Raw genomic sequence first — 25,101 nt, 5'->3', positions numbered from 1 at the left:
CCAGCCAGTCGCTGGCCACAGCCAGATCGGCGCGAGCGATTTCGGGCGTGGCAGTTTCGTTGAGCCGTGCGACCAGATCGAAGTTGTTGCTGCCGGGAGACGTCGGTGCCCAAGGTGCAAAAGGGGTGATCGGCGCCCAGATCTCGATGCCGGATTCGGTGATGTCCGTAGCGGCACTGGCCACACCCACGACCTCGGCGCTGACGCCGGACAGCCGCATTCGGGTGCCGATCACGTTCGGATTCGCCGACAAGGCCTGGCGCCAGTAGGATTCAGCCAACACCACCACCGGTGCGGCGCCTGCGCGGTCATCTTCGGCACGCAGGAGTCGGCCGAGTCGCGGCGGCAGGCCGATGACGCGAAAGTACTCCGACTCGACCAGCGCTCCGCGAATGCGCTGAGGTTGATCGGGGCCCACAAGATCCAGGGCGAAATCCGGCATGATGGCCGACAGGGCCTCGAATTGATGAACCCGGGCCCTCAAATCCACGGCGTCAGGCAAACTCAGATTGGCGGCCGTAGTGCCGGCGCGGTGGACGGCGACGATGCGTTCGCCTGCCGGGAGCGGCAGAGGCTTGAGCAGCACGGCATCAACCAGGGCAAAGACGGTAGTGACACTGGCTATGCCCAGGGCGAAGGTCAGGATGATGCCGATCGCATAGCGCGGTTGGCGGCGCAGTGTGCGCGAGGTGTCACGTAGCTCAGCGATCCAGTCGCTCATGGGGCAGGGCTCAGCGAGTGCGGGCAGAGGGCACTCAGCAATACCCGTGCCAGCCGTCACGCGCGCCAGGGTTCTGCCGTGTGCCGTCAGACCAGTTGGGTAGCAACAGGCAGTGAGGGCTGGCGGTACGAGGCTTCTGGCGGCAAAGGCATGCAGCTTGACGGGTGAGCAACTGCCTGACCGTTGGCGGCTTCAATTTCCCGCCGCAGGAAACGCTATCGCGGCGCATGTCCGCTCTCGATCCATCCCGTGCCGAAATCGCACAGCGACGGCTGCCGCAGGTGCTGTTTGCCGTCGTCAACGATCAGGGCTGTGCGTCCCAGATTCCGCACGGGCCGGCTCTCCGACTTTGACCGTACATAGGCTCGTCAAATGTTGCAACGTGAACATCGCGTGACTGGCAAAGGCATACACTGCGCCGACTCATCCTGAATGTGGATGAGAACCGCCTTGCAGGATGACAGATCTGGGCCGCGCCATCGACCGATGCGCGGCCCAACTCGTATCTGGGCTTTCTGTCGGGGCACATACAGATCGATCTTGGGGGATTGAAATGCTTGAGTCGCGCGTGGCGCCTTTGTGTGTTGCGTTGGGGTTGTTGTTGTCTTCGTCGGCCGTTCTGGCTGGTGGATCGGATCAGACGGTGGTGCCTGCCGGCAGCGCAGCGCCTTCTGAGCAAGTGTCGGAAACGGATGACGCCAATGCGCGTCGCCGTGGCATGGAGACGTGGTGGTACGAAACGCCCTATGACGCCAAGTTTCGTCGCTTCATGAATCAGGCCGCGGCGCTGGAGCGCTCGCGCTATGCCAGTCGCATTCCCCAGGCCACGCTGGTTGATCCCAGCAACGGCAGTGCTTCGGTAGGTGCGGTGGTCGGCAATACCTGGACCAGCATCGGGCCCACGCGCGCCAACGTGGCCAAGAACGGCGGTACCTCGCTGAACGTCTCGGATTCGGGGCGACCGGTGTCGATCATTCCGCACCCCAGCGTGGCCGGCACGATCTACCTGGCCACGGCCGGCGGCGGCGTCTGGAAGACCACTGACGGTGGTTCCACCTGGGCGCCCAAGACCGAGGCGCTGGGCAGTCTGTCCGTCGGCTACATGGCGATGGATCCGAACAATGCCAACAAGCTCTTTCTGGGCCTCGGTGATGCCTTCGATGGCACTGGTATCGGCCTTTACGTGAGCAGTGACGGTGCCAATTCCTGGAGTGGGCCGGTCTACATCGGTGATTCCACCGTGACCAACAAGATCATGGTGGCGCCTGGCAACAGTCAGATCGTGATCGCGGCGACCGATCTCGGATTGTTCCGCAGCGTTGACGGTGGCGCCAGTTGGACCGCGGTCAGCCTGGCCACCGGCTTTGCCGACACGCCTTACGCCTGGGATATCGCCTTCACCGGCGGCAGCAGCTTTGCGGCCTCGATAGAAGCGACGCACGCCGCCACCAGTGGCACGACCAACGGGCAGGTCTGGACCTCCAGCAACAATGGTGCGAGTTGGACCCGCGCCAGCGGGCCAACTGCCACGGGTGGCGTCGGTCGAATTTCGCTGGCCGCAGCACCGAGCGCGCCGACCACCGTCTATGCCATGGCGGCCAAGCCCAATGCCACCAGTTCCAGTGATCTGGCCGATCTGTTCAAGTCCGGCAATGGGGGCGCGAGTTGGAGTGCGATGGGCGCGACGGCACGCAAGATCAAGTACTCCAACAGCAATACCGAAAGTGGCGCGCCGGCAACGGTGCTGAACGGGCAGGGCTGGTACAACCACATGCTGATCGTGGATCGCAGCAATCCCAATGTCTTCTATTTTGGTGGCGCGCTGCTGATGGCGAAGGCCACGGTATCGGGTTCCACGGCGACCTACACCCAGCTGAGCAACTGGCTGGCCCAGTTCAGCCTGCCGTACATCCACGCCGATTTTCATACGGCGGCCTTCGACTCCACCGGTACCCTCTATGTCGGCACCGATGGCGGCATCTTCAAATCCACCAACACCGGCTACACCGCCTGGACGTCCAGTCTCAACGTCGGCATTACCTCGCATCTGATCTATTCGGTCGGGTCTTCCACTGCCAATCGCGATGCCGTGGTCGGTGGCTTCCAGGACAACGGCACGCGGGTACGCGTGGCCGCCACTTCCACCTTTGATCAGTACATCGGTGGCGATGGATTTGGCTCGGATGTCAACCAGACCAATGCCAGCCTGATGCTCGGTAGCCTCTACTACACGCGCATCTACAAGAGCACCAATGGCGGCACCACTTTTGCCAGCGCCAGTACTGGCATCACCGAGTCCAACAACTCCAGCAGTGCGCCCTTCAACACCCACATCGAGCGTTGGACCGGCGATGCCAGCGGCAACACGGTGTACACGCACGTGAACCTGAAGGTGTACAAATCGACCAACTACGCTGGCAGCTGGACGGCTCTGGGCACCAGCGGTCTGCCAACGACCAGTTTCGCCATCCGCAATATCGGCATTGCCCACAGCAATTCCAATGTGGTGGGCATTGCTGCGAGTGGTGGCCGGGTATACCTGAGCAACAACGGCGGCAGCAGCTGGACTCAGTCCGGGGCCCTGCCGAACAATGCGCTGAGCATCTCCGACGTGTACTTCGATCGCGGCAATCCGAACACGGTCTACGTCTCGTCGGTGGCACCGGATGCGACCGCCACGCATCTGTGGAAGTCGACCAATTTCGGCAGCAGCTGGACGGCGATCGATGGCAGTGGCTTTCCGACCGGCGTACCGGTCAACACCGTGACCGCCGATCCGAGTGCGCCGAACACGTTGTTTGCGGCGACTCACCTGGGCGTCTACAGCTCGACCGATGCCGGCGCCACCTGGACTCGTTTCGGCAATGCCTTGCCGCTGGTCAACGTCACCGATTTCTACGTCTCGGCGGATGCCTCGCTGATGCGGGCCTCGACCTTCGGTCGCGGCATCTGGGAACTGGTGCCCTGAGCTGAACCCTCGCAGCCACGAACCTGTGCCGCGCTTTGCGGCACAGGTTTGCCGGGCTGACAAACGAGGCAAGCCCGCAGCATCTGCGTTCTAATAAGGGTATCGCCAGACCCTGGATTGGCCATGCGCCGATTGCTGTTCGCTGCCCTGTTGCTGATCTCCTTGCCGCTCCGGGCCGAGGTCGAGGCCGGCCTCTGGTATGACCGCTACCGCAACGGGCATGGCCTGGACCTGCACCGCGCCGGGCCCTTGCTGTTCGGCACTTTCTATACCTTCACCAGCACTGGTGCGTCCGAGTGGCTGTGGCTGCAGTCGGAGGATCTGGACGCGCCCAGCAGTGCGCTGACGCGCTTCCGGCAGGTGCCGGGCGGCGTCGCCGGCAGTCCGGCCGGCCAGATCTCGCTGACACCCACCAGCAGCTGCGCCGATGGTTTGCCACGCGAAGGCGCGCCGAGCTTGCTGCGCATGGATTTCAATATCGGCAACTATGCCGCGTCCTGGTGTCTGGAGCCCTTGTTGCCGCCTGATCGGCCGGCAATGGATGTGCTATCCGGGGTCTGGTACGCAGCCGATGATTCCGGCTGGGGCATCGCCACCCACGCCTTCCATGGCGCCAATGGTGTGACCACCCAGTTTCGGCTGCTCTACGCCTACGATGGTGACGGCAATCCGCGCTGGAGCTTTGCCATCGACAACGGCGACGCGCTGACCCAGCAGCAGACCTGGTATCTGGCCTTTGTCGAGTGCACCGGTTGCCCGATCTCGCCGCCGCTGACACACGCGATCGGAACGTCCACCCTGACGCTCACCGAGCCGCTGGCGACGGCCGATGGCCTGCGCAATCGCATCGATGTGTCGGTGCAGTTTGAAAGCTCGGCGCCGTTTCAGCGAGAGCGAACGCTGTCCTTGCTGTCGGATCCGCTGCGCGTGCGCGCGGGTGCTGCGACACGGGAGGGACCGGTGGCGGGCGCAATTCTGGCCGACGGCATCGAGGTCTTCCGCAACATTCCCTATGCCCAGCCGCCGACCGGCGCACTGCGCTGGCGTGCACCGCAAACGCCAGCGCCGCGCAGTGAGCTGCGCTCAGCCCAGTCTTTCGGCCTGGCCTGCCCGCAGCGCAATCTGGCGCAGGAAAATCAGAGCGAAGACTGCCTGCAGCTCAATGTCTGGCGGCCGCCGGCACCCGGTCCGCATCCGGTCATGGTCTGGATCCACGGCGGCGGCTTCATCGAAGGCTCGGCCGTGCAGCAGTACGAGGGCAGGACGCTATATGACGGTGCCGTGCTGGCGGCGAGGAATACTGTCTTCGTCAGTCTCAACTACCGATTGGGTGCGCTGGGCTTCATGGCCCAGCGTGATCTGCTCGGCGAATCCCCGGATCAGCCGCAGAGCGGAAATTACGGGCTGCTGGATCAGATCGCGGCGCTGCAATGGGTGCATGACAACATCGCCGCCTTCGGTGGCGATCCGGATCGCGTGACGCTGTTTGGCGAATCGGCTGGGGGCATCAGTACCTGTGCGCTGCTGGCGGCGCCGGCTGCTCGCGGATTGTTCCATCGCGCCATCATTCAGAGCGGGATCTGCGACTGGCAGCTGCGCACCCTGGAGCAGGGCCTGCAGCAGGGTGATCTGACCGTCACCGCCGTCGGCTGCGAAGCGGCAGCCGATCGCGCGAGCTGCCTGCGCGGGCTTGCCGCCAGCGATCTGGTCTTCGGCGAGGCCTGGGGACCGCTGCAGGACGGTTTCGTACTGACTCAGTCGCCCGGACGCGCACTCGCAGAAGGCACGGCGGCTCAGCTGCCACTGCTGATCGGAGTCACCGACGATGAAAGTAGCTCACTGGTGCCGAGTGCTCAGCAGCCGACCACTGCAACCGAGTATCAAACCACCGTCCAGACTCTGTTTCCGACCATCAGTGCCCAGGTGCTGCAGCAGTATCCGCTGGCCAACTATCCAAGCCCCGAGCGCGCCTGGCTGGATCTGCTCGACGACCGCTGGTTCACCTGCACGGCACGCCGCGCTGCGGCCGATCATGCGGCGAACGGCAATGCCGTCTATCACTATGTGCTGAGCGAGATCCTGCCGGACATGCCCACGCTGGAATCCTTCCATGGCCTGGATGTGCTGCTGCTCTTCGCCGCGCGCAATGATCCCGGCGGTTCGGAATTCCGCGCCGGCGAGCGCCTGCGCGGTGCCTGGGTCGATTTCGCCTATGGCCGCGAGCCTGGCCTCAGTGAACGCCTGCTGTGGCCGCCCTACCAGTCCGGCAGTCGCCAGTCGCTGGAGATCAATGGCGGCAACAGCAACCTCATCGACGACTACCACGGTGCTGCCTGCCAGTTCTGGGCGCAGTTCGGGACCCTGTGACTCGGTAGGAGCGACCTTGCGTCGCGACCAGCGGAGACCTGTCTCTGAGGCAGGCCGTACCCAAGAGCTCAACGCAGAGAACGCTGAGGTCCGCAGAAAACGCAGAGAGAAGCCGTTCTGATCGATCCCGCTTCTCTGCCTTCTTTGCGTTCTCAGCGCCCCTCTGCGTTCTCCGCGTTCCGCTTCTGACCGCACTCCGCTGCAGTACCCGATGGTCGGCGATCCGCTTCTGACTGCACTCCGCTGCAGTACCCCTACCGTGGCGATGGCGAGCGACACGGCAATCGCGACGCGAGGTCGCTCCTACATTGGGATGGACTGTGGGAGCGGCCTCTGGCCGCGATCGCTGCCCGCGCCGCGAAGTCGCAGCAAGTAGCCCGGGTAAGCCGAAGGCGCACCCGGGAGGGCGCCGCCCAAGAGCCCCGGGTGCGCTGCGCTTACCCGGGCTACGATCGAGCCACAACCGTCCAGACAAGTCTGGACCTACAAGAGCCCGAAGCACCTAGCCTTTGCCGTGCCCCGTGCCCCGTGCCCCGTTTCCCTGTCCCTCAAACCACCTCAAACAAGCCAGCCGCGCCCTGGCCGCCGCCGATGCACATGGTCACCACCACGTGTTTGGCACCGCGACGCTTGCCTTCGATCAGGGCATGGCCGACGAGACGGGCGCCGGATACGCCGTAGGGATGGCCGACGGCAATGGCGCCGCCGTTGACGTTGAGTCTGTCCATCGGAATGCCCAGTCGGTCGGCGCAATACAGCACCTGGACGGCAAAGGCTTCGTTGAGTTCCCACAGATCGATGTCGGCGACGGTCAAGCCGGCGCGGGCGAGCAGCTTGGGCACGGCGAATACCGGTCCGATGCCCATCTCCTCCGGCTCGCAACCGGCAACGGCAAAGCCCTTGAAGATGCCCAGTGGGGTGAGATTGCGCTGCTCGGCGAGTTTGGCGTTCATCACCACCACGCTGCTGCTGCCATCGGAATACTGGCTGGCATTGCCGGCAGTGATGACGCCGCCGGGCACGGCCGAGCGGATACCGCGCACGCCCTCGAGGGTGGTGTCGGGGCGTATGCCTTCGTCGGCGGCAATGGTCACTTCGCGTGAGAGCAACTGACCACTGGCCTTGTCGGCCACGCCCATGGTCACGGTCATCGGCACGATCTCGTCATTGAAGCGCCCCGCCGCTTGCGCCGCTGCCGCCAGTTGCTGGCTGCGCACGCCGTACTGATCCTGGCGTTCCTTGTCGACCGAGTAGCGCTTGGCCACCAGTTCGGCGGTCTGCAGCATCGGCCAGTACAGCTCCGGCTTGTGCTGCGCCAGCCAGGGATCGCTGAGCATGTTCTGGTTCATCACCGCCTGTACGCAGGAGATGCTCTCGACGCCGCCAGCGACAAAGATGTCGCCTTCGCCGGCAATGACGCGCTGCGCCGCCAGTGCAATGGTCTGCAGACCGCTGGAGCAGAAGCGGTTGATGGTCATGCCTGGCACGGTCACCGGACAGCCCGCGCGCAGGGCGATCTGACGGGCGATGTTGACGCCGGTGGCGCCCTCGGGATTGGCGCAGCCCATCAGTACATCTTCAACCTCGGCCGGCTCGATGCCGGCGCGGGCGATGGCGTGCTGCACGCTGTGGGCGCCAAGAGTGGCGCCATGGGTCATGTTGAAAGTGCCTTTCCAGCTCTTGGCGAGGCCGGTGCGCGCGGTGGAAACGATCACTGCGTTGTTCATGGCTTTCTCTCGCTCGAATCAGGTCAGGGATTTGCCGCTGGCGACCAGGTCGACCAGCAGGGGGGCGGGTTCCCAGGCGCCAGCCTGGCGATTGGTGCTGTCGGCAGCGGCGTAGCGACGCATCGCCCGCAGCACATTCCACAATCCGATTTCATCGGCATAACGCATCGGTCCGCCGCGGTAGGGCGGGAAGCCGTAGCCGGTCAGATAGACCATGTCGATGTCGCTGGCCTTGCTGGCGATGCCGTCGCTCAGGATCTTCGCGCCCTCGTTGACCAGCGCGTAGACCAGGCGTTCGACAATTTCCTCGTCGCTGATCTGGCGACGTTCGATGCCCAGCGCCTGTGATTCGGCGATCACCAGTTCATCGACCAGCGTGCTCGGATAGGCCTTGCGGTCGCCCGCCTTGTAGTCGTACCAGCCGGCGCCGGTTTTCTGGCCGAAGCGACCGGTCTCGCACAAACGATCAAAGACCTTCGGGTAGCTGAGTTCGGGCTGTTCGATGGCGCGCCGTTTGCGGATGGCCCAGCCGATGTCATTGCCGGCCAGGTCGCTCATGCGGAAGGGGCCCATGGCCATGCCGAAGCGTTCCATGGCGGCATCGATCTGCGCCGGCAGCGCGCCTTCTTCCAGCAGGAACCCGGCCTGTCGGCTGTATTGCTCGATCATGCGGTTGCCGATGAAGCCGTCGCAGACGCCCGAGACCACGGCGGTCTTGCGAATGCGCTTGGCCACCTTCATGGCCGTGGCCAGCACCTCCTTCGCCGTGAGCTTGCCGCGCACCACTTCCAGCAGCGGCATGATGTTGGCGGGGCTGAAGAAATGCAGTCCGATGACGTCCTGCGGACGCGCAGTGAAGCTGGCAATCGTGTCGACATTCAGCGTCGAGGTGTTGCTGGCAAGGATTGCGCCGCCCTTGGCCACCGCATCCAGTTGCTTGAACACCTTCTCCTTGACGCCGATGTCCTCGTACACCGCTTCGATGATCAGATCGCAATCAGCCAGCGCAGCGTAGTCCAGCGTGGGGGTCAGCAGACTCAGTCGCTTCGCCAGCTTGTCGGGTGTGAGCTTGCCCTTCTTGAGGCTGCTTTCGTAGTTCCTGGTAACCGTGGCGATACCCCGATCGAGCGCTTCCTGAGCCGTTTCCAGGATGACCACCGGCAGGCCGGCATTGAGAAAGTTCATGGCAATGCCGCCACCCATGGTGCCGGCGCCGATGACGCCGACCTTGCTGACCTCGCGGGTCGGAGTGGATTCCGGCACATCGGGAATCTTGGCGGCCGCACGTTCGCCGAAGAAGGCGTGACGCAGCGCCCGCGATTCGGGCGTCATCATCAGCGCGGCAAAGGCCTCGCGTTCGATCTTGATGCCCTCGTCGAAACGCTTGCGCGCGGCGGCTTCCACGCAATCGACGCAGCGCTGCGGCGCCGGATAGTCCTTGGCCATGGCGCCGACCGTGAGGCGGGCGAAGGCGATGAAAGCCTCTGCGTTGTCATGCTTGACCCGCAGATCGCGCAAGCGCGGCAGCGGCGCGCCGACCTTGGACTGGGCAAAGGCAATCGCCGCATCCAGCAGATCGCCATCGACGATCTGGTCGAACAGACGCTGGCCGGGAATAGCCGCCAGCAACTCGCTGGCCACGGGATTGCCCGATACGATCATGTTCATCGCCGGCTCCAGACCAATGGCGCGCGGCAGTCGCTGGGTGCCGCCGGCACCGGGAACCAGACCGATCTTGACCTCCGGCAGCGCAACCTGCGTGCCGCGCGCCGCGATGCGGTAATGGCAGCCCAGCGCCAGCTCCAGACCACCGCCCATGCACACGCCATGGACCGCGATCACCACCGGCTTGGTGCTCTGTTCGACCGCCAGAATCAAGGACAGCAGATTGGGTTCCGCCAAGGCCGCCGGCGTGCCGAATTCCTTGATGTCGGCACCGCCGCAGAAGGACTTGCCGGCGCCGTTGATGACGATCGCGTCGATCGTCGGATCGGCCAGCGCGCGATCCAGGCCCGCGGCCAGCGCAGTCCGGGTGTCGAAACCCAGCCCGTTCACCGGCGGATTGTTCAGCGTCAGCACCGCGACCTTGTCGCGGGCAGTGTACTCAGTGGTCATGACAAGCTCCGGTCAGATTGGAGTGTGGTTGTAGCGCTCTTCGGGATCGCCGAGTTGCACTCGGCGCTTTGGCGGTCGTCGATGCAGCCCTGTCTGGACCTTCTCGATCCTTGCGGCTCGGATGTCACGTAGCCCGCTGCGCGGCCAACGTGACCTACATTGCGGGCAAGCTTGTGCGCCGGGTTGCTAGCCATTCCGCCCCTCCACCCGCCCCGACAGCAGCAGTTCGATGGCCAGTCCGGCATCGCCGACATCGATCTGCTGATCGCTGATGACCTTGGCGTAGATGAAGGATTCGCACAGGCGCACGATCAGGTAGGCGAGGGTGTCGACCTTGAGCGGCAGCGTCAGCGCGCCGCGCGCTTCTTCCGCCTGCAGCAGTTCGCGCACGCGCTCGATGCTGCGCCCTTGCACCGGGCCGATCTTGCTGGTCAGCAGGCGCAGTGCGTATTCAGGGTCCTGACGCACGAACTGGCGCAGCGGGCGGAAGTTGACGATCGCCCGCACCGCATGTTCGCAGATGGCAGCGACCCGCTGAGCCCCCTGGCCTGTGGCCTGGCTGGCGGCCTCGGTCATCAGCGTTTCGCACATCGACCAAAGGATCTCGCCCAGCAGCAGATCGCGGCTGCCGACCCAGCGGAAAGCCGTCGCCCGTCCGATCTTCAGGCGCTCGGCCAAGGCGCCGATGTCGATGCGTTCGCCCGACAGCCATAGACGCTTGGCCAGCTGGAACAAGTCCAGCGGCGTCGCCTTCGGTGCTGCTGGTTCGCGCAGCGCTTTGGCCAGCCGGGTAGGGCGTGCGGCCCTGGTCATGGGAACGCGCGCTGTTGTAGGTCACGTTGTCCGCGCAGCGGACTACGTGACAAGGTGAAGCCGCGGTCAGGATTCGAGTTTGGCTCCAGTCCTGGAGTCCAGCCTGTCGTCACGTAGACCGCGCTGCGGTCAACGTGACCTGGCAGAGGAGGTGAAGCGGCGCCAGAAATTGACGTTTTACGTTTCACGTTTCACTCCTGTAGTACCGGGCTAGCCTGCGTCACGTAGACCGCTGCGCGGTCAACGTGACCTAAGAAAGGCAGCGGCGTCCCGTCACATCATAGTCATTCGTCGCACTTGACGCTAGATGAGTCGACTTGCAAGAATGACTCATCACTGCAGGAGTCACCATGAGCGCCAGCCCGCTGACCGATCGCCGCCATCTCGATTTCACGCTGTACGAATTGTTGGGCGTCGAGCGCCTGACGAGCTATCCGCGCTTCGCCGAGCACAGTCGCGATACCTTCGACGCCGCCATCGACCTGGCGCACCAGATCGCGGTGGAGAAATTCCTGCCGCACAACCGCAAGGGCGATCTCAACGAGCCGCGCATGGTCGATGGCAAGGTCGAGCTGATCCCGGAAATCGCCGAGGCCATGGAGGCTTTCAATAGTGCCGGTTTCTGCGCGGCGCTGGCCGACTACGAGCAGGGCGGCATGCAGCTGCCTTTCGTGGTCACTCAAGCCTGTGATTCGCTGTTCTCGGCCGCCAATGCCGGCACCATCGCCTATCCGGCGCTGGCCCGCGCCGCCGCCAATTTGCTGGCGGTGTACGGCAGCGACGATCAGAAGCGTCGATACATGCAGCCGATCATCGAAGGTCGCTATTACGGCACCATGTGCCTGTCCGAGCCGCAGGCCGGTTCATCGCTGTCGGACATCAAGACCCGCGCCATTCCCCAGGCAGATGGCAGCTACCGCATCGTCGGCGCCAAGATGTGGATCTCTGCCGGCGACCACGAACTGGGCGAGAACATCGTGCATCTGTTGCTGGCCAAGATCGACGGCGCACCAGCTGGCGTGCGCGGCATCAGTCTGTTCATCGTGCCGCGTTGGCGAGTCAATGCCGACGGCAGTCGCGGTGAGCGCAATGATGTGCGGCTGGCGGGTCTCAATCACAAGATGGGTCAGCGCGGCAGCGTCAACACCTTCCTCAAGTTCGGCGAGAACGAGGACTGCCACGCCGAGCTGGTCGGCAAGCCGCATCATGGCCTCGGCTACATGTTCCACATGATGAACGAGGAGCGTATCGGTGTCGGCATGGGCGCGGTGCAGCAGGGCTCGGTGGGCTATCAGTACTCGTTGAAGTACGCCCGTGAGCGCCGCCAGGGACGGCACCCGGATCAGAAGGACCCGACGACTCCGCCGGTGACGCTGATCGAGCACGCCGACATCCGGCGCATGCTGCTGATGCAGAAGTGCTACATCGAAGGCGCCCAGGTGCTGGGCTTCTACGCCTCGATGCTGGTCGATCACGCGCTGGACAGCGACGAGGCCCTGCGCCGCGAGAGCCATCAGCTGCTGGAGCTGCTAACGCCGATCATCAAGGCCTGGGGCTCGGATTACGCGCTCAAGGCCAACGAGCTGGCGATCCAGATCCTCGGCGGCTATGGCTACACCCGCGACTATCCGGTCGAACAGTGCTATCGCGACAACCGCATCAATCCCATCCACGAAGGCACCAACGGCATCCAGGCGCTGGATCTGCTGGGACGCAAGGCGATGATGGATGGCGGCGCTGCCCTCAAGCTGCTGCTGGGAAAGGTCGCCGCCACTTGCGCCGAGGCGGCGAAGATCGAATCCCTGCAACCCTTGGCGGCACAGTTGGGCGCTGCCGCAGAACTGGCCGGCAAGACCAGCCGCATCGCCGGCCAGCGCATGGCTGCAGGCGAGGTCCGCCAGGTGCTGGCCAATGCCCAGCATTACATGACCTTGCTGGGACACTTGAGCATCGCTTGGGTCTGGCTGTGGCAGGCCACCATCGCCGCCCGCGCGCTGCCCAGCGCCAATGCCATCGACCAGCCCTTCTACGAGGGCAAGCTGCAGGCCTGTCGCTTCTTCTATGCCACCGAGCTGCCGCTGATCGAACACGCCGCAAAGCTGGTGAGTCAGGTCGATGACACGGCGTTTGCGATGCGCGATGAGTGGTTCTAGCGTCGACTCCTGTCGTAGGTCACGTTGCCCGCACGGCGGGCTACGTGACGGCGGGTTTGCCGCAAGCAGGGGTGAAATGTGAATCCTCAGAGGAGCAGTAAAACGTAAAACGTAAAACGTAAAACGTAAAACGTCAATTGAAAAGCTGGGGACTCTCTGAACAAGTCGTCATTCCCGCTTGCGCGGGAATGACGGTCCAGACGCCTTCGGAGCATGCGTCGAGAGCCGCGCTTTCAAAGTTGACGTTTTACGTTTTACGTTTCACTCGGGCGCCAGGGAGCCGCGTTCATGCACTGCCCGTCCGAGCATCCGACCCCCACCAACCCCAAGGACCCACACCATGAAAGCCAACCTCTGTGAACAATGGGGCGGACCAGAAACGCTGTTGCTCAAGGATATCGACCTGCCTGAACCCGGTCCGCGGCAGGTGCGGATCAAGGTCGCCGCTGCCGGGGTCAACTTCCCGGATGTGCTGATCATCCAGAAGAAGTATCAGATGCAGCCGCAGCTGCCGTTCTCGCCGGGCGCGGAGATCGCGGGCATGATCAGCGCAGTGGGCAGCGAGGTATCCGGCCTGAAGGTCGGCATGCCAGTCGCGGCGCTCTGCGGGATCGGTGGTTTCGCCGAGGAATGCGTGGTCGATGCGGCTCTGTGCATGCCGCTGCCGCCCGGCGTGCCGATGGCGCTGGCCGCCAGTCTGGTGCTGGCCTATGGCACCAGCTGGCATGCGCTGCGCGATCGTGCGGCGCTTGAGGCTGGAGAAACGGTGCTGGTGCTGGGTGCGGCCGGCGGCGTCGGACTGGCGGCGGTGGAGATCGCCAAGGCGATCGGTGCCAAGGTGATCGCTGCTGCGAGCACACCGGAAAAGCTGGCCGTGTGTCGCGAGCATGGTGCCGATGAAGTGATCGACTACACCCAGGAGGATCTGCGCGAGCGTCTCAAGGCGTTGACCGCCGGCAAGGGGGTCGATGTGGTCTTCGATCCGGTCGGCGGTGCCTACACCGAGGCCGCTTTTCGCTCCATTGCCTGGCGCGGCCGCCATCTGGTGATCGGCTTTGCCGATGGCAATGTGCCCGCACTGCCCTTGAATCTGCCCTTGCTCAAGGGCGCTTCGCTGGTCGGGGTGTTCTGGGGTGAGTTTGCCAAGCGCGAACCCAAGGCCAATGCCGCCGGCGTGCAGGAACTGCTGGGCTGGATAGCCCAGGGTCAGCTCAAGCCGCTGGTCTCGAAGACCTACACGCTCGCCGATGCACCGCAGGCGCTGATCGACATGGCTGCGCGCGAGGTCGTGGGAAAGGTGGTGGTGGTGCCTTGAGGGCGTTGTCGGTTGTCGGTCAGGAGCGGGGCAGGGGGCAGGGGAGAAGCCCGTGAGCCGGCGCCTTGAGGAGGGCTGAGCGCCTGCTCGGGCTGGGTGTGAAGTAGCGCGGCTCTGGCGCGCGGTTGGAATGGTATGCGCCCTTCGTTAGTTCGCGCTTGCAGCCGCGGCTCGGTAGACCGAAAAGCGCCGGGCGCCTCGCGTATGTGATCTTGGGGCTTGAGCAAAGGACGTCGACGCGAAGGACCCGGCCTACAAGAGCCTACGCTGCTTCGAACCTGCGCTTCTGGATTGCTTCCTGAGCGCCTGCTTGGGCTGGGTGGCGATCATGAAGTAGCGCGGCTCCGGCGCGCGGTTGGTCAGGATTGCGCCTTGCGTTAGTTCGCGCCGGCGGCCGCGTGGCCCCGGTCCAAGCCTTGTAGGGCAGACGCGTCAGGACGCTTCTTCAACACTGCGCCAAAAGCGTCCAGACAAGTCTGGACCTACACTGGACCAACAAGAGCCCCGAAGCCCGTAGCCTTTCCCGTGCCCCGTGCCCCGTGCCCCGTGCCCCGTGCCCCGTGCCCCGTGCCCCGTGCCCCGTGCCCCGCTCTTGCCCATCAACCATCAACCGACAACCCGCTCTCAAGGCGGCGACACCAGCTTCTGCCGCCAGGCCCACACGGCGGCCTGGGTGCGATCGGTGAGATCGAGTTTGCTGAGCAGATTGCCGACATGGGTCTTGACGGTGGCTTCGCCGATGCCCAGGCGTTCGGCGATGTTGAGATTGGACATGCCCTGGGCGATGAGCATCAGCACCTCACGTTCGCGGGTGCTGAGCTGGGCCAGGGGATCGGGTCTGGCGTCGTCGCGCAGCGTGCGCACCAGTCCGGCGGCGACCCGCGGGTGCAGCAGGGTTTCTCCCTTTGCTGCGCGCCTGACCGTGTCGACCAACTCGGCGCCGGCCACGTCCTTGAGCTGGTAGCTGACGGCGCCGGCGGCCAGTGCCGGGCGCACGGTGCTCTCATCGGTGCTGGAGGTCAGGATGACCACCTGGGTCCTGGGGCTGGCCGCGCGGATGGCGCTGGTGGCAGCGACACCATCGCCCCCAGGCATGACCATGTCGACCAGCGCGACATCGGGTAGCAGCTGACCTGCCAGTTCAGCGCCCAGGCTGGCATTGCCAGCCTCGCCGCAGACTTCGATATCCGGCTGCAACTCCAGATAGGCGCGCAGGCCCTGACGTACGACGGCATGATCATCCACCAGCAACACTCGAAGTTTCATCATCTCTCGCCTTGCTTCGACCCGACATCCATCGGAAATTCCTTCAGCGCCATTCTGGGATACCACACCAGGATCATTCCCCCAATTCAAAGATCAGGCTGACCTCGGTGCCGGCATCGTCCGGGCTGTTTACCACAAACTCGCCCATCGGCAGGGTGGCTGCGCGCTGGCGCATATTGGTCAGGCCCATGCCGAGGCGTGACTCGCGGGCGCCGCCGCGGCCGTTGTCGGCAATCTGCAGGCAGACTCGCTGAGCCTCGCGCCGCAGGCTCACCTGGATCGCACTGGCCGCACTGTGGCGCCAGGCGTTGGCGAGGGCCTCGTCTGCGATACGCAATACAGCTTCGGCGTGGGTGGGTGCGAGATTCAAGGTCTGCGGCAGTTCGGTGCTCACCTGCAAACCGCTGCGGCGCGAGAAATCGGCCAGTCGGCGCTGCAGCGCGGGAATCAGATCCTCGGCGGCACCGGCGTCTTCGCGCAGTTCGCGCAGCAGATCGGCCAGTTCGCGCTGGATTTCCTCGACCAGGGCATCGGCTTCGCTGAGACGTTGCTGCAGACGCTCGGGATCGGCACCGCTCTGCCGTGCCGCCGCGACTTGCAAGGACAGGGCGAAGACCTTCTGCTTGACCGTATCGTGCAGATCACGCGCCAGTCGGCGGCGCTCCTCCAGGGTGGCCAGCGTTGACCGGGTGGCGAAAAGCGCCTTGAGATCGGCCGCCATGCGGTTCAGATCCTGGGCCAGTTCGCCCAGTTCATCGCTGCTCTGATCGGCCAGATGCGGCGCGAAATCTCCCCGGGCCCAGGATTGCGCCGCGGCGCCAATCCGGGAGATCCGGGCCAGCACCCGACGGCGCATGAACCAGGCCGAGCCGAGCACGAAGACCACCAGATAGGCCACCGCGATCGGCCATTCGAAGCTTAGCCGGTCGGCCAGATGGCGCCATGGTGAAGGCACCGCCAGGTCCAGCACCAGCCACTCCTTGCGATCGGCCAGCGGCGCGGTCCAGCGCCGCATGATCATGCCCGCCTCCTGCGGCTCAGCCTGATCGGCCAACTCGGCCGGTTTCAGGCTGGCGGTGAAGGGATGCGGCGTCAGTTCCAGCAGCACATAAGCGGCCTTGGTGCCCAGGCTCTCTCGCGGGCGCTCCAGTTCCAGCACGAAACGTCGCAAGCGCTGCTCGACCTCGGGCGCGTCTATGCCGCGTGCCAGCGCGGCTTCGAACTGCAGCGCCTCGCGTTCGAGCACCAGCTGCACGCGGCCGTCATCAAGCTGACGCACGCAGCGCTGGAACTCGAAAGCCATGATCGACTGCTCCAGCAGCAACAGCGCCGGTATCGACAGCGCCACATAGAACAGCGTCAACTGCAGGCGCAAACCGCCACGACGCCAGTTCAGTGCTGCCATGTATCGCCTCCGCACGGGGATTACCCCATCATGCCCGCAGCGGGGGATCGACGCATCCGGTGCAGGTGGGGGCCAGAGTTGCCAGGGCTCATCCTTGAGGGGGATAGGGCCAGGTCAGTGCCGCTCAGGAACACAAATGCCATCGACTCGCGCGCGTGGCGACGCGAGGTCGGTCCCGCATCAGCAGGTCTGCTCCTGTAGGAGCGCCCTCGCAGCGCGACCGTGGTTCATCGGCATACGGCACCAGTCGACCTTCGCCCTGACTGGCGGGCAGAAGCTTCAACGCGGAGAACGCTGAGGGCCGCGGAGAACGCAGAGAAGAGCCTTGTTCGAAGACCGTTTTGCTTTGTCCATGTTCTCTGGGTCCCTCGGTGTTCTCTGCATTCCGCTGCCGGCAACAACACACCGCGATTCCCGATCTTCGCCTCCCCGGCGCGCCATAGCGGTCGCGACGCGAGGTCGCTCCTACTTCAGACCCACGGGTTGGGCGGACCTTTCGCGACGCAAGGTCGCTCCTGCCGAAACTACAACGCGCTCAGAACAGCAGGCTGGTCATGCGCCGGCGATAGTCTCCGACCAGTTCCTGATCGGGAACCAGGCGGAAGGCATCGATCAGCGCGCGGCGGCCAAGGTCGTCGTTGAACTTGCGATCGGTGCGCAGAATGGTCAGGAACTGGTCCATGCCGGCGGCGTACTGTCCGGCCAGCAGGAACAGCGCCCCCAACTGATAGCGGGCCAGCAGGTTGCGGCTGTCCTGGGCGATGGCGGTCTGCAGTTCGGCATCGCCTGGTGCATGTTCGATGGCCTGGATGAAGCTCAGGCGAGCCCGCGCCTTGCGGGCGGCATCGTGTTCCTGCGCCTCGGCGGGCAGCTGGTCGAGCAGGGCCACGGCTTCTTCCAGCGCGCCGGCGCGCAGCAAGGCATCGGCCAGTTCGGCCTTCAGCTCGGGCTTTTCCGGATGGGCTTCGATCTCGCTCTGCAGGGTATCGATGACGGTGGCCAGATCCTCGCTGTCCGGATCGATCCCGATATCTTCCTCGATGTCGGCTTCAGCCGGGGCCGCGCCCACATGCTTGGCCAGCAGGGCCCGGACCGCACCTTCAGGTTGCGCCCCCATGAAGCCATCCACCGGGCGGCCGTCCTTGAACAGTACGACGGTGGGCAGGCTGCGGATGCCGAAACTGCCGGCCAGCGCCATTTCCTCGTCGGTGTTGACCTTGGCGAGCTTCACCGTGCCTTTGGCCTCAGTGACGATGCGATCGAGCATTGGCATCAGCGTCTTGCAGGGTCCGCACCAGGGTGCCCAGAAATCCACCAGCACCGGCGTGGTGAACGAGGCTTCCAGCACCTCGGTCTCGAAGTTGTGCTGTGTCGCATGGAAAATGTCGGTCGAGGCGGTCATGGCGCGGCTCCAAAGGGCATTGTGCTGCGATGTTGGGGCGGAATCGGGAAAAGCAATGTGAGCGCAATGTGTCATGCGCGAAAACTTGCATTTGCAGAAGCGGGGCAGGGGGCAGGGGGCACGGGGCAAGAGCGTGGGCCAGACGGCAAGTCGACGTTGCGTCTACGTATCCTCCTCCGATGGCTTGGCACGGAAATGTCAGAGGATTGAAGATCACACTCTTGCGCGAAACATCAAAGAGTCGCACGTACAAGGGTCGTTTGAAGCCCGGAAGTGTGCCGAACACAAACCCGTGCCCCTTGCCCCGTGCCCCTTAATCCCCCAACATCGGCTCGTACGCCACGCCGTCCTTGTAAGTCACCACCGGCCGCTCCAGCAGGGTGATGTCGGCCAGCGGGTCGCCGTCCACAATCACGATGTCGGCGTAATGGCCGGGGCTGAGCGAGCCCAGATCTGCGCTCAAGCCCAGCACCTCGGCGGCGTTGCGCGTGGCCGACGCGATGGCTTCGTTGGCGGGCATGCCGGCGTCCACCATCAGCTTGAATTCTCTGGCGTTCATGCCGTGTGGTGACACGCCGGTGTCGGTGCCGAAGCCGATCTTCACACCGGACTTCCAGGCCTCGGCAAAGGTGCCGGCAATCTTTGGTCCGATGGCCTTGGCCTTGGCGGCGACCATGGCTGGGTAATAGCCAGGCTCGTCGGCCTTGCTGGCGACCCACCAGCCGGCCAGCAGCGTGGGCACCAGCCAGGTGCCGCGTTGTTTCATCAGCTCCATGATCTCGGCATCCATGAAGGTGCCGTGTTCGATCGAGGTGACGCCAGCCAGAATGGCGCGGCGCATGCCTTCCTTGCCATGCGCGTGCGCCGCAACCGTGAATCCGTATTCCTTGGCGGTTTCGACGATGGCGTTGGCTTCGTCCTGCGAGAACTGCGCGTTCATGCCATTCTTGGCATAGCTGAGTACGCCGCCGGTGGCAGTGATCTTGATCAGATCGGCGCCTTCCTTGTAGCGATAGCGCACGGCCGCGCGGGCTTCATCGGCACCGTTGATCACCCCCTCGGCCGGGCCCGGCTTGTAGGAGAACTTGCGGTTGAAGCCGTTGCTGCGATCGGCATGGCCGCCGGTGGTGCCGATGAAAGTGCCCGCGGTGTAGATGCGGGGGCCCTCGGCGATCCCTTGCTGGATGGCATTGCGCAAGGCGATGCTGGCACCCTCGTAGTCGCCCAGATCGCGAATCGTCGTGAATCCGGCTCGCAGGGTCTTGCGCGCATTCAAGGCCGCGCGCAGCGCGTAGTCGCCGGGATTGAGTCGAAAATCTTCGGAGTACGATGTGGGGCTGGATTCGAAGTTGCTGATGTGGGTGTGCAGATCGATCAACCCGGGCAGGCAGGTCTGCTTTCCATGATCGATGAACTCGCTGCCCTGTGCCGGGGCGCCGGGACGCAGCGCTGTAATACGACCGTCGGTGATCTCGATCGTATGCGGCCCCAGCAGCGTGGCCGACGCCGAATCAAAAACCCTGCCGCAGGCAATCGTCAGCGCACTGGCCGGTAGCGAGGTCAGGAGAGTGCCCAGAGCGATGGCGATCAGGGTAGGGCGCATGGTCGGAGCCTTCGGCGAAGTAGCCCATGAGTATCCCGGCGGGGTCGGGCGCCTGCAAACCCTGCAGAGGCGGAAATGCGCGGTGGGATGCAGACAAGTGTGATTCCTTCGCGCGCAAGCTCCACCCGTTCTGCGCTAATCTTGGCGGTTCAATTTCCGACCGGCTCCTGGCCATGCAGACCACCTACGAACCGCGCAGTGTCGAATCGGCCGCGCAAGCCTACTGGGAGCGCACCCGCGCTTTCGAAGTGAGCGAAGACCCCAATCGCGAGAAGTTCTATTGCCTGTGCATGTTGCCGTATCCGTCCGGGGCACTGCACATGGGCCATGTGCGCAATTACACCATTGGCGATGTGGTCAGCCGCTATCAGCGCATGCTCGGCAAGAACGTGCTGCAGCCGATGGGCTGGGATGCCTTTGGACTGCCGGCGGAGAATGCGGCCATTTCCCGCAATGTGCCGCCGGCCGAATGGACCTACGCCAACATCGCCAACATGAAGCGCCAGCTGAAGGCGCTGGGCTTTGCCTATGACTGGTCGCGCGAAGTCACCACCTGCACGCCGCAGTACTACCAGCACGAGCAGCGCTTCTTCACCGAGCTGTTCAACAAGGGGCTGGTCTACCGCAAGAATTCGGTGGTGAACTGGGATCCGATCGACCAGACCGTGCTGGCCAACGAGCAGGTGGTCGACGGCAAGGGCTGGCGCTCCGGTGCCACGGTCGAGCGCCGCGAGATTCCGCAATGGTTCTTCCGCATCACCGATTACGCCGAGGAACTGCTCGGCAATCTGGATCAGATGAGCGGCTGGCCGGACTCGGTCAAGACCATGCAGCGCAACTGGATCGGCCGCTCCGAAGGCCTGGACATCCAGTTTGCGGTCGAGGGTGAGAGCGAACCCCTGACGGTCTACACCACGCGGCCGGACACGCTGATGGGGGTGACCTTCGTCTCGGTGGCCGCGGAGCATCCACTGGCGCGCAAGGCGGCGCAGGGCAATCCCGAGCTGGCAGCCTTCATTGCCGAATGCAGTCAGGCCGCCGTGGCCGAGGCCGCGGTCGAGACCATGGAGAAGAAGGGCATGCCGCTCGGCGTCCATGCGATCCATCCGATCAGCGGCGAGCGCATCCCGGTCTGGGCGGCCAATTTCGTGTTGATGGGCTACGGTACCGGCGCGGTGATGGCGGTACCCGGTCACGATCAGCGTGACTGGGAGTTCGCCACGCGTTATGGGTTGCCGATCAGGCAGGTGATTGCACCTGAAGGCGCCGGGACTCGGGACTCGGGACTCGGGACTCGGGAAGTGCAACCTGACCTGTCGCAGGGTGCGTACACCGAAAAGGGCATCTGCGTGAATTCGGGCGAGCTGCTCGACGGCAAGAACTATCGCGACGCCTTCGACGCTCTGGCGGCGCAGCTGGAAGCCCAGGGTCGCGGACAGCGAAAGGTCAACTTCCGCCTGCGCGACTGGGGTGTCTCGCGCCAGCGCTACTGGGGTTGCCCGATTCCGATGGTCTACCGCGAGAACGGTGATGCCGTGCCGGTGCCGCCGGAATTGTTGCCGGTGGTGCTGCCCGAAGACGTGCGTTTCTCGGGCGTGGCGTCGCCGATCAAGTCCATGCCCTCGTTCATCGAAACCACCGACCCGATCAGTGGTGGCCCGGCCACGCGTGAAACCGACACCTTCGACACCTTCGTCGAGTCCTCCTGGTACTACGCCCGCTACACCTCGCCGAATGCGCCGACCATGCTCGATGAGCGCGCCAACTACTGGCTGCCCATCGATCTATACATCGGCGGTATCGAGCATGCGGTCATGCATCTGCTGTATTTCCGCTTCTGGCACAAGGCCATGCGCGATTTCGGCTACGTGCACAGCGACGAGCCGGCGATCAACCTCCTGTGTCAGGGCATGGTGGTGGCCGAAACCTTCTATCGCGAGAGCGATGGCAAGCGCCACTGGATCAACCCGGCCGAGGTCGATATCGAGCGCGACAGTCACGGTCGCATGACGGGTGCCACGCTCAAGGCTGACGGCCTGCCGGTGACCATCGGTGCGGTCGAGAAGATGAGCAAGAGCAAGAACAATGGCGTCGATCCGCAGGCCTTGATCGACGAGTACGGCGCCGACACCGTGCGCCTGTTCTCGATGTTCGCAGCACCGCCCGATCAGCAACTGGAATGGAGTCAGTCGGGCGTGGAAGGCATGGCGCGCTTCCTGCGTCGCATCTGGCGCATGGCCGCCGAGTTTGTCGAAGGCGGCGCGGCACCAGCCTTGGATCTGGCGGCCATGACGCCGGCCGACAAGGCGCTGCGCACCAAGCTGCACGAGACCATCGAGGGCGTGAACCGCGATATCGGCACGCGCTACACCTTCAACACTGCCATCGCCAAGGTCATGGAGTTGAGCAACGCCATCAGCAAGTTCGAGGTCAGCGGACCGACCTCGCGGGCGGTGCTGCAGGAGTGCTGGGAGGCGATTGCGCTGCTGCTGAATCCGATTACGCCACACACCTGCCACGCTTTGTGGCAGCTGCTCGGTCATACTGAGACCTTGCTCGAAGATCGGCCCTTCCCGAAGGCGGATCCGCAGGCCTTGATCAAGGATCAGATCACGGTGGTGGTGCAGGTCAACGGCAAGCTGCGTGGCAAGCTGGAAGTTGCGCCCGGCAGCACCGAGGCGGTCTTGCGGCCGCTGGCCCTCGGCCACCCGGATGTGGCGCGCTTCACCGACGGCAAGACCGTGCGCAAGTTCATTGTGGTGCCAGACAAACTGGTCAATATTGTGGTTACCGACTGAGTCAGGAGTATCGAGCCATGGCTGCAATCCATACGCTGCGCACCGCCTTGCTGGGCGCGGCCTTGCTGGCCGCCGGCGCCTGCGGCTATACGCTGCGGCAAAGCGCACCATTGCCGCAGGCGCTGGGCTCGGTGGCGATCCAGGCCGTGAACCGGGACAGCGTGCTGGTCATGGACCTGGAGCGGGAACTGGAAAGCGCCGGCGCCAGCCTGCGCCCGGTGGGCAGTGTCGGCGTCAGCACGCTGCGCATCGACAGCGAGACCATGGAGCGAAACGTGGTGAGTCTGGATTCGCGCGCCAAGGTGGGCGAGTACGAACTGAACTATCGGGTCACCTATGCCGTCGATGACGCCGACGGCAAGCCCCTGGTGCCGACCACACCACTGGCGCTGTCGCGCACCTACAGCTTCGACGAACAACAGGCCATTGGCGCTGGCCAGGAAGAAGACCTGATCCGCACAGAACTGCGGCATGAAGTGGTGCGCATCATCATGGAACGTCTGCAGCGGGTTCAGGATCCCAATCGTGCCAGGGAATCGCGTACCAGCAATGAATACGGGGATTGACCCGGCGTAGTTTGGTTGCTGGCTTCGGCAAGCCTGTTCGCGGGCAGAGCCCGCTCCCACAGGTATGCGCTTCGAGCGGTGGGAGAGGATTGATCCGCGACGAGCGGGTCGGGTAGGTCCAGAGCATCGCGGGCAGAGCCCGCTCCCACAGGTGTGCGCGTCGAGCGGTGGGAGCGGATTCATCCGCGACGAGTGGGTCGGATAGGTCCAGAGCATCGCGGCCAGAGCCCGCTACCGCTCCAGGAGCGAGCTTGCGTCGCGACCAGCGTCTACGTCAATCCGGCAGGCGTTTGCGGATATCTTCGGCGGCCTGCCAGTTCTCGAACAGCAGATCGACCAGCTTGGGGTCAAACTTGCGTCCCGACTGGCCGCGCAGGAAAGCCTGCACCTCTTCTTCGGCCCAAGCCTTCTTGTAGCAGCGATTGCTGCCCAGTGCGTCATAGACATCCGCCAGCGCCACGATGCGTCCGGGCAGACCGATGCTCTCGCCCTTGAGCGCGCGGGGATAGCCTGATCCGTCCCAGTTCTCGTGGTGTTCGCGGGCTATCTGTGCCGCCAGCTGCATCAGCGGTCGCCTGGAGGCACCCAGCATCTGCGCGCCGAGTTCAGCGTGGGTGCGCATCACCACCGATTCCTCGGCGGTGTGCGGTCCCGGCTTGTTGAGGATGGCGTCGGGGATGCCGATCTTGCCGATATCGTGCAGCGGCGCGGCAAAGCGCAGCATGCCGGCTTCCTGCTCGTCCATGCCGACTGCCTGGCCGATCAGTTCGGCAATCAGGCCCACACGGCGCACATGGTTGGCGGTTTCGCGCGAGCGCGTTTCCGCGGCGCCCGCCAACAGGTAGACCATCTCCAGCTGGCTTTCGAACAGCTCCTTGTTGAGGTGCAGGTTCTCGAAGGCGATGGATACATTGGTGCAGAACAGCTGCACCAGGCGGTAATCGACGTCCCGCAGCTTCGGGGTCTCGCCGACATAGAGCAGGCTTTCGGTACTGTGGCTGTCGGTGAAATGCAGCACATAGTGATCCTCGGCGAAGAGGTTCTCCTTGAGCTCGTAGGCTCTGTGCACTGAATCCAGCAGGTGCTTGGGCAAAGCGGTATCGACCGGCTCATTGACGAAGCGGGCGTAATCACCGGTAGCCGCGGCCACCACCAGATTCTCGCCAGAATCGCTGACCATTTCGACCGGCTTGCAATAGAGCGCCCCGCGCTCCAGTCCGACCACATTGCCCAGCTGCGCCAGCACGGCCGAGGCAAATTCGTGCGATTTCTGGTGCGAGAAGATGTGCGCCGAGGCCGCGATCACGCGCTCCAGGCCCAAACGGTTGCGCTCGATCAGCATGACGTCGCGATAAGCGCGCAGCGTGGCGTACATCATCGTGCGCAACTTCTGCGCCGTCAGCTCGGTCTTGTCCTTGTAGTCGTTGATGTCGTAATTGGTGATGACTTCGTGCTCGGGCGCCTGGCCCGGCTGTCCGGTGCGCAGCACGATGCGGACGAAATGGTTGTGCAGCTCCTGGCGCACGAACTTGACCAGATCCAGTCCGGCCTGATCCGATTCCATCACCACATCGAGCAGCATCACCCCGATATCTGCCGTGTTGCGCAGCAGTTCGCGGGCTTCGGCAGCCGAGTAGGCGTGATGGAACTTCAGGGGTCGGTCTTCGAACCGGAAGGTCCCGAGCACCAGTCTGGTCACTTCATGTACCGCTGGTTCGTCATCGACGATCAGCACATTCCATGGCTCGGCTGCGGCCGGTTCGGCCGCGAACTCGAAGAGTTCGTCACCCTGCGCCATCGTCGCCCTCCACATGGACACCGATCAGCCGAAATTACGCGTCCACGACGCTCCTGTAAACGACAAAGGCGTGAAGCTTTGCCC

Annotated in this window: 15 protein-coding genes; 6 read left to right on the top strand and 9 right to left on the bottom strand. The window is 64.2% G+C overall.

Annotated features, from left to right (window positions below):
• Nucleotides 1–721: ABC transporter permease (locus tag H7A19_19305; GenBank protein ID MCP5476981.1), on the bottom strand; the 721-nt coding region annotated here is incomplete at its 3' end.
• 553 nt (nucleotides 722–1,274) lie between these two features.
• Between H7A19_19305 and H7A19_19300 the strand changes: the two genes are divergently transcribed.
• Together H7A19_19300 and H7A19_19295 are read left to right on the top strand one after the other, a co-directional pair.
• Nucleotides 1,275–3,689 (top strand): hypothetical protein, encoded by a 2,415-nt coding sequence (locus H7A19_19300; GenBank protein MCP5476980.1) that lies wholly within the window; start codon nucleotides 1,275–1,277, stop codon nucleotides 3,687–3,689.
• A 123-nt stretch (nucleotides 3,690–3,812) separates the two neighbouring features.
• Nucleotides 3,813–6,056, top strand: a complete 2,244-nt coding sequence (locus H7A19_19295) for a carboxylesterase family protein (GenBank protein MCP5476979.1) — start codon at nucleotides 3,813–3,815, stop codon at nucleotides 6,054–6,056.
• Between the two features lie 548 nt (nucleotides 6,057–6,604).
• On the opposite strand, the gene H7A19_19290 is transcribed toward H7A19_19295, so the two are convergent.
• The 3 genes from H7A19_19290 to H7A19_19280 form a co-directional block, all read right to left on the bottom strand.
• Nucleotides 6,605–7,783, bottom strand: coding sequence for an acetyl-CoA C-acyltransferase (locus tag H7A19_19290; protein ID MCP5476978.1), 1,179 nt, complete (start codon nucleotides 7,781–7,783; stop codon nucleotides 6,605–6,607).
• An 18-nt stretch (nucleotides 7,784–7,801) separates the two neighbouring features.
• A complete protein-coding gene (locus tag H7A19_19285; protein MCP5476977.1) occupies nucleotides 7,802–9,898 on the bottom strand; it encodes an enoyl-CoA hydratase/isomerase family protein in 2,097 nt (698 codons plus the stop codon).
• 186 nt (nucleotides 9,899–10,084) lie between these two features.
• Complete coding sequence (locus H7A19_19280; protein ID MCP5476976.1) at nucleotides 10,085–10,585, bottom strand: TetR/AcrR family transcriptional regulator; 501 nt, start codon at nucleotides 10,583–10,585, stop codon at nucleotides 10,085–10,087.
• A gap of 476 nt (nucleotides 10,586–11,061) precedes the next feature.
• Between H7A19_19280 and H7A19_19275 the strand changes: the two genes are divergently transcribed.
• Nucleotides 11,062–12,864 (top strand): acyl-CoA dehydrogenase, encoded by a 1,803-nt coding sequence (locus tag H7A19_19275; GenBank protein ID MCP5476975.1) that lies wholly within the window; start codon nucleotides 11,062–11,064, stop codon nucleotides 12,862–12,864.
• Between the two features lie 340 nt (nucleotides 12,865–13,204).
• The gene (locus H7A19_19270; protein ID MCP5476974.1) at nucleotides 13,205–14,179 is read left to right on the top strand and encodes an NADPH:quinone oxidoreductase family protein; all 975 of its coding nucleotides are present in this window, start codon (nucleotides 13,205–13,207) and stop codon (nucleotides 14,177–14,179) included.
• Between the two features lie 624 nt (nucleotides 14,180–14,803).
• On the opposite strand, the gene H7A19_19265 is transcribed toward H7A19_19270, so the two are convergent.
• From H7A19_19265 to H7A19_19250, 4 genes are all read right to left on the bottom strand, one after another.
• On the bottom strand, nucleotides 14,804–15,448 hold the full coding sequence (locus H7A19_19265) for a response regulator transcription factor (GenBank protein ID MCP5476973.1): 645 nt from the start codon (nucleotides 15,446–15,448) through the stop codon (nucleotides 14,804–14,806).
• Nucleotides 15,449–15,518: 70 nt separating this feature from the next.
• The gene (locus tag H7A19_19260) at nucleotides 15,519–16,850 is read right to left on the bottom strand and encodes a HAMP domain-containing protein (GenBank protein MCP5476972.1); all 1,332 of its coding nucleotides are present in this window, start codon (nucleotides 16,848–16,850) and stop codon (nucleotides 15,519–15,521) included.
• 535 nt (nucleotides 16,851–17,385) lie between these two features.
• Nucleotides 17,386–18,252, bottom strand: coding sequence for a thioredoxin (gene trxA / locus H7A19_19255; protein ID MCP5476971.1), 867 nt, complete (start codon nucleotides 18,250–18,252; stop codon nucleotides 17,386–17,388).
• Between the two features lie 313 nt (nucleotides 18,253–18,565).
• Entirely contained in the window at nucleotides 18,566–19,855 is a 1,290-nt protein-coding gene (locus tag H7A19_19250; GenBank protein ID MCP5476970.1) for an amidohydrolase family protein, read from the bottom strand.
• A 173-nt stretch (nucleotides 19,856–20,028) separates the two neighbouring features.
• Here H7A19_19250 and H7A19_19245 point away from each other — a divergent pair, with 173 nt between their 5' ends.
• Together H7A19_19245 and H7A19_19240 are read left to right on the top strand one after the other, a co-directional pair.
• Nucleotides 20,029–22,653 carry a leucine--tRNA ligase gene (locus H7A19_19245; GenBank protein ID MCP5476969.1) on the top strand — a complete coding sequence of 875 codons (2,625 nt, stop codon included), beginning with the start codon at nucleotides 20,029–20,031 and terminating at the stop codon, nucleotides 22,651–22,653.
• Nucleotides 22,654–22,670: 17 nt separating this feature from the next.
• The gene (locus tag H7A19_19240; protein ID MCP5476968.1) at nucleotides 22,671–23,219 is read left to right on the top strand and encodes a hypothetical protein; all 549 of its coding nucleotides are present in this window, start codon (nucleotides 22,671–22,673) and stop codon (nucleotides 23,217–23,219) included.
• Nucleotides 23,220–23,493: 274 nt separating this feature from the next.
• Here H7A19_19240 and H7A19_19235 read toward each other — a convergent pair whose 3' ends face one another.
• Nucleotides 23,494–25,017: a DUF3369 domain-containing protein gene (locus H7A19_19235; protein MCP5476967.1), complete on the bottom strand. Its 1,524-nt coding sequence runs from the start codon at nucleotides 25,015–25,017 to the stop codon at nucleotides 23,494–23,496.
• Nucleotides 25,018–25,101: the final 84 nt, after the last annotated feature.

This window comes from Rhodanobacteraceae bacterium, from assembly GCA_024234055.1.
Taxonomy (GTDB): Bacteria; Pseudomonadota; Gammaproteobacteria; order Xanthomonadales; family SZUA-5; genus JADKFD01.
This window is presented reverse-complemented; position numbering and strand designations above follow the sequence as displayed.

Coding starts and splice junctions, on each gene's coding strand:
- H7A19_19245 (MCP5476969.1), top strand. CDS start 20,029: ATGCAGACCACCTACGAACCGCGCAGTGTCGAATCGGCCGCGCAAGCC.
- H7A19_19265 (MCP5476973.1), bottom strand. CDS start 15,448: ATGATGAAACTTCGAGTGTTGCTGGTGGATGATCATGCCGTCGTACGT.
- H7A19_19275 (MCP5476975.1), top strand. CDS start 11,062: ATGAGCGCCAGCCCGCTGACCGATCGCCGCCATCTCGATTTCACGCTG.
- H7A19_19250 (MCP5476970.1), bottom strand. CDS start 19,855: ATGCGCCCTACCCTGATCGCCATCGCTCTGGGCACTCTCCTGACCTCG.
- H7A19_19270 (MCP5476974.1), top strand. CDS start 13,205: ATGAAAGCCAACCTCTGTGAACAATGGGGCGGACCAGAAACGCTGTTG.
- H7A19_19260 (MCP5476972.1), bottom strand. CDS start 16,850: ATGGCAGCACTGAACTGGCGTCGTGGCGGTTTGCGCCTGCAGTTGACG.
- H7A19_19295 (MCP5476979.1), top strand. CDS start 3,813: ATGCGCCGATTGCTGTTCGCTGCCCTGTTGCTGATCTCCTTGCCGCTC.
- H7A19_19300 (MCP5476980.1), top strand. CDS start 1,275: ATGCTTGAGTCGCGCGTGGCGCCTTTGTGTGTTGCGTTGGGGTTGTTG.
- H7A19_19285 (MCP5476977.1), bottom strand. CDS start 9,898: ATGACCACTGAGTACACTGCCCGCGACAAGGTCGCGGTGCTGACGCTG.
- trxA (MCP5476971.1), bottom strand. CDS start 18,252: ATGACCGCCTCGACCGACATTTTCCATGCGACACAGCACAACTTCGAG.
- H7A19_19290 (MCP5476978.1), bottom strand. CDS start 7,783: ATGAACAACGCAGTGATCGTTTCCACCGCGCGCACCGGCCTCGCCAAG.
- H7A19_19235 (MCP5476967.1), bottom strand. CDS start 25,017: ATGGCGCAGGGTGACGAACTCTTCGAGTTCGCGGCCGAACCGGCCGCA.
- H7A19_19240 (MCP5476968.1), top strand. CDS start 22,671: ATGGCTGCAATCCATACGCTGCGCACCGCCTTGCTGGGCGCGGCCTTG.